Source organism: Micrococcales bacterium (assembly GCA_016703125.1).
Taxonomy (GTDB): domain Bacteria; phylum Actinomycetota; class Actinomycetes; order S36-B12; family UBA10799; genus JADKAV01.
On sequence record JADJCR010000002.1, the window covers coordinates 233,020 to 244,787 of the forward strand.

Consider the following 11,768-nt stretch of genomic DNA (forward strand, 5'->3'; position numbering starts at 1 on the left):
ACGCAGATGGCCGACGGCGACCAGGCGGACCGCCTCCCGCTCACCCGCACCCGCATACTGCACGAAGCCGTGAGGCTGGCCGACGAGGACGGCCTCTCCGGACTGTCGATGCGACGGCTGGGGCAACGCCTCCAGGTGGAGGCCATGTCGCTGTACAACCACGTGGCCAACAAGGACGACCTGCTTGACGGCATGGCCGACCTCGTGTCCGCCGACTTCGCCGTCCCGACGCCCGGTGACCACTGGCGCACAGCGCTGCAGCGCAGCGCCACCTCGGCCCACGACGTCCTTGTGCGCCACCGATGGGCCGGCACTGTGCTGGAGTCCCGGTCCAACCCCGGGCCCGCCCGGCTGCACTACCTCAACGGGGTGGTGGGGGTCCTGGTCGACGCAGGCTTCCCGATCCAGATGGCCTATCACGCCTTCCTCACGCTCGACAGTTACATCTACGGCTTCGCGTTGCAGGAGGTGGCGGCACCGGCCGCACCCGAGCATGCGGCCCAGGCCGCCGAGGACTTCGTCGCCGGGCTGCCTGACGGCGAGTACCCGCACCTGGTGGCCATGGCGGAACTGGTGATGGCCCCCTCATATGACGCGAGTTCGGACTTCGACGTGGGACTGACGATGATCCTGGACGCCATCGAGCTGCGACGATCCCAGACGGGTTGACGTACTTACGCCGTAAGTGTCATACTTACGGCGTAAGGCAATACCGCTTGGAGGTGCGAAATGATCACTCACAAATCCGCATCACGCTCCACCGGCTTCGCTGCTCTCTATCTGGCTGCAGCGCTGGTGGCCGCGATGATCTACTTCCTCGTCGGCACCGACTACCCGTCGGTGACAGATCCTGTGGCCAAGGTCGACCTGCTGCTGAAGAACCAGTTCGGCATCTACGTCATGTACCTCATCGCGTACGTCGGGTTCGGTCTCGCGCTGTCCGTCCTCGCGCTGGGGCTGCAGACGAAGCTGGCGGCGACGTCCCACGCGGCCGCTCGCGTTGGCGCGGCGATCGGTCTGATCTGGGCAGGCATGCTCATCGCCAGTGGCGTGGTCTACATCGTCGGCATGGCCTCAGTGGTCGATCTGCACGCCACCGACCCGGCAGCGGCCGTCACCGCCTGGCAGGCCATCGAACCGGTCGCGCTCGGTCTCGGCGGCGCCGGCGGCGAGGTTCTCGGTGGGACCTGGGTGCTGCTGGTGAGTCTGGTCGCACTGCGTGGACACCAACTGCCCACCTGGCTGACCTGGCTGGGCCTGGTCGTCGGCGCTGCAGGGATCGTCTCCACGGTGCCGGGTCTGGCTGGCGTGGCGGTCGGCTTCGGACTGCTGGTCATCGTGTGGTTCGCGGGACTCGGCATGACCCTGCTGCGGGAGCGTTCCGGGACCAGCCCACAGGCGCACTCCGCGTCGCTGGTCGGCGCAGCCAACTGACCCCAGCCACCATCCTCGCGGACCCCGGTGAGCATCACCTCGGCGTGACGCTCACCGGGGTCCGGCACTTCCGCGCCGCCAAAGCGGCATGATCGGTGGTAGCGGCCCGTGCGGTGGAGGACAACGATCCAGACGCCGCCGGTTCGGATGAATCGCCCCGACTGCAAGAGGTGTGACATGGACGTCCGTACCCAGCCCGACCCCGGACTGCAACGCACGGGCGGCCTCGCTGCCCTCTACATTTCCGCCGCCTACCTGGTGGCGATCCCCTACTTCGTCCTGATCGTGGACTACCCCAGCGTCACCGACTCGGCGAGCAAGGTGGACCTGCTCGTGGCCAACACCACCAGCCTGCAATGGATGCACGTCGTGTGCTTCGAACTCGTCGCACTCGCAGTGGTCGTCGTGACGGTGGCGCTCTACCGCCGGCTCGCGCCCGCCGCCCGCCCACTGGCCCAGTTGGGGGCGGCCGTGGGATTGGCGTACGCTGCACTGCTGCTGGCCAGCGTGCAGGTCTACATCTTCGGAATGAACGCTGTCGTCAGCCTGCATGCCACGTCCCCCGAACAGGCCGTGGCCGCGTGGCAGGCGATCGAGCCGGTCGCAGAAGGCCTCGGCGGCTCCGGCGGCCAGATCGCCGGTGGCGTCTGGGTGCTGGTCGTCAGCGTGACCGCTAATCGCGCCGGGGCGCTGCCAGCGGCGCTGATCTGGCTGGGAGGCGGGACCGCAGTGTTGGGAATTCTGTCGACGGCGCCGGGGCTGGGAGGCCTTGAGGCCGCGTTCGGATTGCTGCAGATCGTGTGGTTCCTCTGGCTCGGGATCGCGCTTCTGCGGGCGCCGACGGCCGCGCGCCACGTCACCTCCGAGTGAACTGACCGGCCCCGCACGCCCTACGGTCTGCGGCCTGGAAAACCCGCCTCCCGAACCTACGGTATCGTAGGTTTCGTGGCCGCAGCCCTGAACACCTCTGAGGTCAAACCGCGTCTGCGCGGCTGGCTGCACTTCGGGGCGGCGCCGCTGTCCTTCGTACTGGGGCTGGGGCTGCTGGCGGTGACGCCCACAATGGCCGAACGGGTCGCCGTGGCCCTATCTATGTGTTCACGACCGTGATGCTCTTCTCAGTGAGCGCGTCGTACCACCTCGGAGCCGGCAGCCCGAAGGTGAACGCCCTTCTGCACCGCCTGGACCACGCCAACATCTACCTGTTCATCGCCGGCAGTTACACCCCCTTCGCCGTGGCCCTCGGCGGAACTCAGGGGTGGGTGATCCTCTCGCTCGTGTGGTCGATCGCCGCGATCGGTCTCATCGCCCGTGTCGCCTGGCGCGCGGCACCGCGCTGGCTGGCGGTCGGCTCGTACATCGGACTCGGCTGGGTGGCGATCTTCTTCCTGCCTGGCCATCGCAGGCGTTCGGAGCGGTGGTGGTCCTACTCATGGCCCTCGGTGGGCTCTTGTACACCGCCGGGGGCGCGGTCTCCGCCCGCCCGACCCCGACCTTCCATGAAAGCTGGTTCGGCTTCCACGAGTTGTTCCACGCGCTGACGATCGCCGCGTTCCTGGCGCAGTTCATCGCTATCGCGCTCACCGTGACCTGAGCACGCCCGCTTCTGCGGCCCTCGTTGGGGTTGCTCACCGCGTTTGAGAACCCACAACTACAACCCCCAACCGGGACGGGATTGGCCCTCCCGTGAAGGTTACGAGCGAACCCACACGACCGGCGGGTGTGAAGTACTGGTGTGGGTGCTCACCCTCAAACCGGTTCGGCAGGCGATCCCCTGCCGAGCCTGCTGCTGGCCACCGACTTGGGCTTTCCGCTGCTTGGTGGTACCCAACCGTAAGACCGCTGGTTCAGGCGCACGGAGTACGCGTGTGCGCTCAGCGATGCGGCCTCGTGACCATCTCTCACGGCCGAGGTGGGGCGCCGTCCTCCGTGGTACGCCGCACATTCTCCTGCCGCTGGCGCTCTTCGACGACGACCTGATGCCCCGGCTGGAAGATCTCAGCCATGGGCCCGAAGGCCGCCGCGGAGGCCGAACCGGACGTGGGCTTGAGTTTTCGGTAGTAGATCCAGCCCCGACGCTCGGCGGCCAGGAGCAACCTGTCCAGGACAAGCGCCACAATGGCCAGAACGACCCACTTCACAACTCCAGGCTAGCCACCGACGCCGCCAGGGTGCGCCGCCAAGCCAGCCTGTGGTGCGTTCTCACGTGCCGAACATGGGGGAACACGCCATCCCACTACATCCTTGCCCGTGGTCGGCCGCGACGAGGATGACTCACCAGCGCCTGTGGACGAGCGCTGACTCGAATCGTCTGATCCCGGCAGTCTGGACGAGTGGAAACGAAGGAGGCACCATGTCAATCATGGCCATCATGCTCACCCGCGACGACCTCGACGCGTTGCCCGACGACGGCCTCCGGCACGAACTCATTGACGGCGCATTCGTCATGACCCCGCCGCCCGGACTGCCACACCAGAGCATGGTCGGAGAACTGTACATCGCACTTGTGAACGCAAGTAGCGGGACCGGCCTCAAGGTCGTCCTCGCACCGTTCGCCGTCGCTCTGGGCCCGAACGTGGTCGAGCCCGACCTTCTCGTCGCACCCAAAGAGGCATTCACCCAGCGGGACCTGCCCACCGCCCCACTGCTTGCCGTCGAGGTGCGTTCCCCGTCCACGGGGTGGCTGGACGAGGGCCGCAAACGCACGCTCTACGAGGAGTACGGGGTCGCGTCCTACTGGCTGGTCGATCCACGACCACCATCACAGTCCTCGAACTGTCGACAGGACGCTACTCGCAGGTGGCGATGGCTACCGGCGACCAGACCATCGGTTTGACCGCCCCGTTCCCGATCAGGCTCAACCCGGCGGAACTCGCGCAGATCTGAGCCAGAACACCGAAACCCCTGGTCATCCCAAGGGACTCCTTGGCGCGCCCGAAGGGATTCGAACCCCTAACCTTCTGATCCGTAGTCAGATGCTCTATCCGTTGAGCTACGGGCGCTCTTGGCCAGTGTATCGCCGTCGGCCGACTGATCCCGATCGGGATGCAGCAAGGACCTCGGCGGCCACCTCCGAACGACGGACAACCGGGTTCTCTGTGGTTAGCAGATATCGCGCTGACGCCGCCGACGAGGGATTTACTACAGTAGATCCTATGGTAATTCGCTCCCGGCTGGCTCTACTCGTGCCCGGTGGGCTGGCGTTGCTCCTGGGGCTGGACGCAGCATTGCTGCTGTTGGATCTCCCGGCCCCGTTGACCTGGGAGCGGCTGCCCGACGCGCACGGCCTACTGCTGACCCTTGGCGCGGTCGGGACCTTGGTATCCCTCGAGCGGGCAGTGGCACTCAACCGCTGGTGGGGCTTCCTTGCCCCCGCGGGGCTGGGGCTCGGTGGGCTGAGCCTCGTGACCCGGGTGCCCATCGCGGTCTGCGGCTCGCTTCTCACCCTCGGCGCAGCCGCTCTGGTGGCCGTGTACGTGGCGTTGTGGCGCCGTCAGCCGGCAGATGCGGTGGTCGTCCAGGCCGGCGGAGCGGTCATGGCCGTGTCGGCCGCGCTGCTCTGGTGGGCGGGGGTCCCGGTGCCGGTGCTGCTGCCATGGCTGGCCGGCTTCCTGATCCTCACGATCCTGGGTGAACGGCTGGAACTGGCGCGGATCGCCATCGACGCGAGGGCGGCGGCCACCACCGCCCTGCTCGCGGGTCTGTTCTGCATCACGACGCTGGCTGCGCTGCTGTGGCCGGTGCCCGGATATTTCGCACTCGGGGCTGCGCTGCTGGCCCTCACCGGATGGATGGCCAGCCACGACGTCGCCCGACGGACGGTGCGGGGAACGGGACTCCCGCGCTATATGGCTGCGTGCCTGGTCGCCGGATACGCCTGGCTGGGGGTCACGGGGGCCATCTGGCTGGTCGGTGGGGCACAGTTCGACGGCCCCGGTTACGACGCCGTCGTGCACACGGTCTTCCTCGGGTTCGTGATGTCGATGGTGATGGCCCATGCGCCAGTGATCCTGCCGGCGGTCCTGCGCGTGCAACTGCCGTACCGCTCTGCCATGTACGTCCCGGTGGTCCTGCTGCACGCGTCGTTGCTGCTGCGGGTCGTTCTGGGCGACGGTTATGGCGTCGCGTGGGCATGGCGGCTGGGCGGTGCGATGAACATCGTGGCGCTGCTGGGATTCGTGGCCGTGGCCGTGTGGTCGGCGATCACTGCCCCCGCGCGCGAACCTGACCGACGGCGCGCCCCGGCATCTGCAGGAACGCAGCCATGAACCGGACTTCCTGGCACCTGCGGGCCAACGCGGTAGTGGTGGTCTGGCTCGTCGCCGTCGTCGTCGTAACGCTGATCCACCCCTTCATCACCTGGTCCGGGTGGCTGCTGGTCCACCTGCTGGGACTGGGAGCGCTCAGCAACGCGATCCTCATCTGGAGTTGGCATTTCACCGCCGCACTGGTTCGCCTCAGCGACGACGTCATGCGCAAGGGGCAGGTGCCGAGGCTGGTGTTGTTCAACGCCGGCGCCGTCGTCGTCATGGCGGGTGTCGTGAGCGCCAGCCCACCCGCCGTCGTGGCCGGCGGGGCGACCGTGGCGCTGGTGGCAGTCTGGCACGCCGTCGCCCTCTGGCGTCGCATGCGGGCGGCCCTGCCTTCACGGTTCCGTCTGACCGTCCGCTACTACGTCGCGGCGGGGGCATGCCTGCCGGTCGGCGCCGTGTTCGGGGTCCTGCTCACCCGCAACCTCGGGGCGGCCTACGAACGGGTCGTGCTCGCCCACGCCCTCGTCAACATCCTGGGCTGGATCGGTCTGACCGTCATCGGCACACTCGTCACGCTGTGGCCGACCATGCTGCGCACGCGCATCGCCGACCGTGCCGAACTCGCGTCCCGCCGGATGCTGCCCGTGCTGATCGGGGGCCTGCTCCTGGCGACCGCCGCCGCGCTGTGGGGGAGTCCTCTATTCACCGCCGCCGGGTTGCTGGTCTACCTCGGCGGCTTCCTGGCCGTCGCGGCGCCCCACCTCGAGGAGGTCCGGCGGAAGGCGCCCCTGGACTTCAGCACCGGTTCCACCCTGGCGGCGGTGGGCTGGTTCGCGGGATCGCTGCTGCTGATGGCTGCGGCCATCGCCACCTCGTCGGACTGGTCGCAGGCGCTGGCCCGCGCGGGCCGGTTCACCGTGCCCGTGCTGGTGGGTTTCGGCGCGCAAGTACTGGTGGGTGCGCTGGCCTACCTTGTGCCTGTCGTGCTGGGCGGCGGCCCGTCGCCGGTGCGCCGCACGACTGCGATCATGGGGCGCGCCGGGTGGGCGCGACTCGTCGCCACCAATCTGGGCCTGGTTCTGTGGCTGCTGCCCGTGCCGAGCCCGGTCGCGGTTCTCGTCTCCGTTGTGGTCCTGGTCAGCCTGGCCGCCACGGTCCCACTCATGGTGTGGGCGGCGGTTTCGGCGCGGCGCACCCGGGGGCCCTCACCGTCGGGCCCGTCGGTGGGCAACCGGCAGCGCGTCGCCTCGGCGGCTGTGGGCCTGGCGGTCGTCCTGCTCGCCGCTGTGGGGGCGTGGCCCTCGACCCGGCGGGGGCCGGCAGCAGCACCGCAGCCAGCGCCGACGCCGGGGTGGCCCCCACCGGGAACACGACCAGCGTCGACGTGCGCATCGAGGGGATGCGGTACGTACCCGCCACCGTCGAGGTCCCTGCCGGCGACCGGCTGCTCATCACCGTGCACAACACCGGCGACGACCGGCACGACCTGGTGCTCGAGACCGGCGCCCGCATCCCCCGCATCGCGCCCGGCGAGCTGGCCATGCTGGACGCCGGCGTCGTGGGCCGGTCCCTGGACGGATGGTGCTCCGTGGCCGGTCACCGGCAGATGGGGATGGTGCTGGAGGTGCAGGTCATCGGCGGCACGGATCACGACCACACGTCACCGGCGACCAGTGCGGTCCGCCAGCGCCGCCGACGGCCTCGACCTGATGGCCGACCCCGGCCCGGGATTCACCCCCCGCGACCCCAGGCTCGCGCCGGCCGACCAGGCGAAGGTCCACCGGCTCACCCTCACCGTGCAGGAGGTCGAACGGGAGGTCTCCCCCGGCGTCACGCAGCGGCTGTGGACGTTCAACGGCGCCACACCCGGGCCGGTGCTGCGCGGGCGCGTGGGGGACGTTTTCGACATCACCCTGGTCAACGACGGCAGCATCGGGCACTCCATCGACTTCCACGCCGGCGCACTCGCCCCCGACCGACCGATGCGAACCATCCAACCCGGGGAGTCCCTGCGCTACCGATTCACCGCGACCCGCGCCGGCATTTGGATGTACCACTGTTCGACAATGCCGATGTCGATGCACATCGCCAACGGCATGTTCGGTGCGGTCATCATCGACCCGCCGGGCCTGCCCGCGGTCGACAAGGAGTACGTGCTGGTGCAGTCGGAGATGTACCTGGGCCCGCAGGGCGAGCCGGCCGACCCTGCGAAGATCGCCGCAGAACGCCCCGATCTCGTGGTCTTCAACGGGTATGCCAACCAGTACGACCACGTGCCGTTGGCCGCCCGGGTGGGACAGCGGGTGCGGATCTGGGTGCTGGCCGCGGGTCCCCAGCGGGGCACGTCGTTCCACGTCGTCGGCGGGCAGTTCGACACCGTCTGGCGGGAAGGCGCGTACGACCTGCGGCGAGGCCGGAGGACGGGCGCTCAGTCGCTGGGACTGACCCCGGCCCAGGGTGGTTTCGTGGAACTGACGTTCCCGCAGCCCGGTCATTACCCGTTCGTCACGCACGCCATGGTGGACGCCGAGCGGGGCGCGCACGGCATCGTGCACGTGCGCTGAGGTTCCCCCCCATTCGCATGGCGCTGAACGAATGTTTAGCATATTGAACGTGCGTTCAGAGTCCGATCTCGTCGCCCCGATTCGTATACGCGACGCCGCCCTCGTGCGCTTCGGCACCGATGGCTTCGCCGCCACGTCGGTCCGCACGATCGCCGCCGACGCCGGCGTCTCACCGGCGCTGATCCTGCACCACTTCGGTTCCAAGGACGGCCTGCGGGAGGCCTGCGACTCCTACGTGTTCGGCTTCTTCCGGCGCATGGCCCAGCACACAGGTCAGGTCCAGCCATCTGACAACGACTTCACCGAGGAGGCCATGGCCATGCTGCGCTACGTGATGCGGCAGGCCAGCGAGGACTCCCCCCGTGGCAACACCCTGATAGCCGACATCATCGAACTGACCAGGCAGTCCCTGGCCGCGCAGACGTCGAGCGGGCACATCCGCCCCAGCGCCGACCCGGACATGCGCGCCGCGGTCCTCGTGATGCTGCGGCTGGGTCCGCTTCTGTTCAGCGGCGCGATGCAGCAGGCCACCGGCGCGGATGTGCTGACCGCCGACGGCCTGCGCCGCATGTACCGCACGATCCTGGAGATCCTCGGCTCTGGCATCTACCTCGGACCCGCTTCCCCTGACGAAGAGCCGCCGCTGGAACTGGCCCAATTCTTGCGCTCCGACCCCCCCACAGAAGGAAGCGACCGTGACTGACACGACCAACCCCCCGGCACTGACCGGCCGCAAGCGCTGGGTAGCGCTGCTGTTCCTGTCCTTGGGCGTGGCCATGATCATCCTCGACGGCACCGTGGTGAACGTCGCGATCCCCACGATCGTCAAGGATCTGCAACTCACCACCACTGACGCCGAATGGGTCAACTCGGTGTACGCGTTGCTGTTCGCGTCGCTGCTGCTACTGTCCGGGCGCCTCTCCGACATCTTCGGCCGGCGCCTCATGTTCGTCGGTGGCGTGACCCTGTTCGCCCTGGCCAGCGTGCTGGTGGCTTCGTCGGGGACCTCCTCCCAGCTGATCGGCGCGCGGGCGCTGCAGGGCGTCGCGGCGGCCATGATCCTGCCCGCGTCCCTCTCGGTGCTCAACGCGGTGTACCGCGGCAAGGACCGGGCCATCGCCTTCGCCGTCTGGGGCGGCACGATCGGCGGCATGGCTGCCCTCGGCCCGCTGGTCGGTGGCTGGCTCACGACCTACGCCAGCTGGCACTGGGCCTTCCTGATCAACGTTCCGATCGCGATCGCGGTCGTCATCGGCGTCCTGCTGCTGGTGCCCGAGACCCGCGACAACCTCGATGCCCGGGGGATCGACCTGCCGGGCGCCCTGCTCGGAACCCTGGGCCTCGCATCGCTGGTGTTCGCATTGATCGAGGGCCAGAACTACGGGTGGCTCACCCCGAAGAAGCAGTTCAGCGCGGCCGGCTGGACATGGCCGTTCGACAACATCTCGGTGGCCGGCGTGGCCCTGCTGCTGGCCGTGATATTGCTCCTGCTCTTCGTGTGGGTTGAGGCCCGTCGTGGGGACGCGGGCAAGGTGGCCCTCGTCGACCTGGGTCTGTTCCGGATCCGGACCTTCGGCACGGGCAACGCCGTGGCCGCCATCGTCAGCCTCGGCGAGTTCGGGCTGCTGTTCATCCTGCCGCTGTTCCTGCAGTCGGTCATCGGCTACGACGCCCTGGAGACCGGGGTGATCCTGCTGGCGCTGGCCGCCGGATCCTTCGTCGCCAGCGGGGCCAGCGCGGGCATGGCCCGGCGGATGGGGCCGGTGCCCGTGCTGCGGATCGGCATGGGCCTGGAGGTCGCCGGTGTGCTCTACCTCGCCGTGGTGCTGTCGCCATCTGTGACTGGCTGGGTGCTGGCGCCGGGGTTGTTCTTCTACGGCATGGGCGTGGGCTTCGCGACCGCCCAACTGACCGGCGTGATCCTGTCGGAGGTGCCGGTGGCGGAGTCGGGCATGGCGTCGGCGATGCAGTCCACCTCCCGGCAGGTGGGTGCGGCGATCGGCACCGCGCTGCTCGGTGCCGTGCTGGTCAGCGGCCTGGGAAGCATCACCTCGGATCTGACCGACCGCGGCGTGCCGCAGGAGGCGGCGCAGCAGGTGACCGAGATCGTGCAGCAGAGTGCTGGGACGGCCGTCACCGCCCTGCCGTCCCAGCCCAACGGGCAGGTCCTGTTCGAGGGTGCCTCCGAGGGATTCGCGGCGGCTGCCAAGCAGGTCGGCTTCGTGGCCGGGTTCCTCATCGCGCTCGGACTGCTCGCCGCGTTCTTCTTGCCGCGGGATGCGGCCCGGACGGAGGCGGCGGGCTACGGCGAATGATGTCCGGATTTGTCTACTGATCAAGCCCTGTCGGCGAGCGCCCCCCACGGAACCGGGTCATCGACCATGATCGCTGAACAAATCCGGACACGAAGCACCCGCTACCCGCCGCATCGCTGCCAGTGATCGACCATAGAGGGGTGCTGGAGGACCTCAAACGCCGGATGAGCAAGGCCGACCTGCCCGATCCCGTGTTCGCCGTGCTCGGCGCCGTAGACATCGCTCTGCGCGCCCCGGGCGCGGCCGGGCGCTACTACGGGCAACTGGTCGAACACGGCCATGCGCGCCTGGTCGAGGTCGGCACCGAGCGCGCCGTGCGCAAGCGGGTCAGCCGAATGGAGCAGGCAGTCACCCCGACGGCTCGCCGCTGGGCGGTCCGGCACTCGCAGCGGCAGCGGCGTTTGCGTCGCACGCGCACATCCGTATGAACGTTTCAGATCCGTTGCATCCATCTGCAGTGGAGATCACGAAGTCCCTGGTGTACGGCTCGGCAGGAGGTCGCGGCCGCTCACGAAGGGAAACCACCATGGGACTACGACGACGCTTCTCCACCGCCGTGGCGGCCTCTGCCGCCGCCGTCGGAATGGGGATCGGCCTCGCTGCACCGGCCCCCGCGCTGACGTCTGACGAGACGAACAACTTCCTCGGGCAACTGACCAAGACGTACAACGACCCCGCCGGCCCTGCGGACAACAACCCGTACGACTTCGACATCGTCACCCAGTTCGCCCTCGACACCGGCGCCACCGGAGTGCTCGCCGGGCTCGACGGGTTCACGCTCTTCGCCCCCAACGACCGCGCCTTCGAGGTGACCGCCAACAACCTCGGTCTGCTGGGCAAGAAGTACCGCTACTCCGCCAAGGTCGATGAGAAGCGCGTCTACGAGGCCCTCAAGCCTCTGGGCAACGACGTGATCACCGAGATCCTGCTCTACCACGTCATCCCGAACGCCAAGGTCACCGGCAAGCAGGTGCTCTCGGGACCGTTCACGCAGCGGGTGGAGATGGCCAACAAGGAGAACCTGCGGATCACCGTGTTGTCCCGCAGCGCCAGGTTCCCGGTGATCGTGCTGGGTGACAAGGACGGCCGCGCGCTCAACGACCTGGTGGTGCGGCCCGATGTGATCCAGACACCCAACACCGTGGTCCACAGCGTGAGCGACGTGCTCCTGCCCGACCTCGAAAACTGACGTCCACGATGCC

General features: G+C 68.5%; 9 protein-coding genes, 1 tRNA gene and 3 pseudogenes. 11 read left to right on the plus strand and 2 right to left on the minus strand.

What is annotated here, in order from left to right; genetic code table 11:
- Positions 1–6 precede the first annotated feature (6 nt).
- From IPG68_02780 to IPG68_02795, 4 genes and pseudogenes are all read left to right on the plus strand, one after another.
- Entirely contained in the window at positions 7–669 is a 663-nt protein-coding gene (locus IPG68_02780; GenBank protein MBK6762257.1) for a TetR/AcrR family transcriptional regulator C-terminal domain-containing protein, read from the plus strand.
- A 60-nt stretch (positions 670–729) separates the two neighbouring features.
- Positions 730–1,434 (plus strand): hypothetical protein, encoded by a 705-nt coding sequence (locus tag IPG68_02785; protein ID MBK6762258.1) that lies wholly within the window; start codon positions 730–732, stop codon positions 1,432–1,434.
- 177 nt (positions 1,435–1,611) lie between these two features.
- The gene (locus tag IPG68_02790) at positions 1,612–2,304 is read left to right on the plus strand and encodes a DUF4386 family protein (protein MBK6762259.1); all 693 of its coding nucleotides are present in this window, start codon (positions 1,612–1,614) and stop codon (positions 2,302–2,304) included.
- Between the two features lie 192 nt (positions 2,305–2,496).
- Positions 2,497–3,028 (plus strand): annotated as a pseudogene (locus IPG68_02795) (hemolysin III family protein).
- Between the two features lie 307 nt (positions 3,029–3,335).
- On the opposite strand, the gene IPG68_02800 reads toward IPG68_02795, so the two are convergent.
- Complete coding sequence (locus IPG68_02800; protein MBK6762260.1) at positions 3,336–3,575, minus strand: hypothetical protein; 240 nt, start codon at positions 3,573–3,575, stop codon at positions 3,336–3,338.
- Between the two features lie 212 nt (positions 3,576–3,787).
- On the opposite strand from IPG68_02800, the pseudogene IPG68_02805 reads away from it, so the two are divergent.
- Positions 3,788–4,320: pseudogene (locus IPG68_02805) on the plus strand (Uma2 family endonuclease).
- A 40-nt stretch (positions 4,321–4,360) separates the two neighbouring features.
- On the opposite strand, the gene IPG68_02810 reads toward IPG68_02805, so the two are convergent.
- Positions 4,361–4,436, minus strand: a tRNA-Arg gene (locus IPG68_02810).
- Between the two features lie 153 nt (positions 4,437–4,589).
- Here IPG68_02810 and IPG68_02815 point away from each other — a divergent pair.
- From IPG68_02815 to IPG68_02840, 6 genes and pseudogenes are all read left to right on the plus strand, one after another.
- The gene (locus tag IPG68_02815; GenBank protein ID MBK6762261.1) at positions 4,590–5,702 is read left to right on the plus strand and encodes a hypothetical protein; all 1,113 of its coding nucleotides are present in this window, start codon (positions 4,590–4,592) and stop codon (positions 5,700–5,702) included.
- A pseudogene (locus tag IPG68_02820) lies at positions 5,699–8,251 on the plus strand (multicopper oxidase domain-containing protein). The gene IPG68_02815 and the pseudogene IPG68_02820 overlap by 4 nt, the downstream one beginning before the upstream one ends.
- Before the next feature lie 31 nt (positions 8,252–8,282).
- Positions 8,283–8,954, plus strand: coding sequence for a TetR family transcriptional regulator (locus IPG68_02825; protein ID MBK6762262.1), 672 nt, complete (start codon positions 8,283–8,285; stop codon positions 8,952–8,954).
- Between the two features lie 73 nt (positions 8,955–9,027).
- Positions 9,028–10,566, plus strand: coding sequence for a DHA2 family efflux MFS transporter permease subunit (locus IPG68_02830; GenBank protein ID MBK6762263.1), 1,539 nt, complete (start codon positions 9,028–9,030; stop codon positions 10,564–10,566).
- Between the two features lie 140 nt (positions 10,567–10,706).
- The gene (locus tag IPG68_02835) at positions 10,707–10,994 is read left to right on the plus strand and encodes a hypothetical protein (GenBank protein MBK6762264.1); all 288 of its coding nucleotides are present in this window, start codon (positions 10,707–10,709) and stop codon (positions 10,992–10,994) included.
- A gap of 29 nt (positions 10,995–11,023) precedes the next feature.
- The gene (locus tag IPG68_02840) at positions 11,024–11,755 is read left to right on the plus strand and encodes a fasciclin domain-containing protein (protein ID MBK6762265.1); all 732 of its coding nucleotides are present in this window, start codon (positions 11,024–11,026) and stop codon (positions 11,753–11,755) included.
- The last annotated feature ends 13 nt before the right edge of the window (positions 11,756–11,768 follow it).

What these genes read in the sequence shown, in the direction of transcription:
- IPG68_02780 (MBK6762257.1), top strand. Translation starts at nt 7, where the DNA reads ATGGCCGACGGCGACCAGGCGGACCGCCTCCCGCTCACCCGCACCCGC.
- IPG68_02785 (MBK6762258.1), top strand. Translation starts at nt 730, where the DNA reads ATGATCACTCACAAATCCGCATCACGCTCCACCGGCTTCGCTGCTCTC.
- IPG68_02790 (MBK6762259.1), top strand. Translation starts at nt 1,612, where the DNA reads ATGGACGTCCGTACCCAGCCCGACCCCGGACTGCAACGCACGGGCGGC.
- IPG68_02815 (MBK6762261.1), top strand. Translation starts at nt 4,590, where the DNA reads ATGGTAATTCGCTCCCGGCTGGCTCTACTCGTGCCCGGTGGGCTGGCG.
- IPG68_02825 (MBK6762262.1), top strand. Translation starts at nt 8,283, where the DNA reads ATGTTTAGCATATTGAACGTGCGTTCAGAGTCCGATCTCGTCGCCCCG.
- IPG68_02830 (MBK6762263.1), top strand. Translation starts at nt 9,028, where the DNA reads ATGATCATCCTCGACGGCACCGTGGTGAACGTCGCGATCCCCACGATC.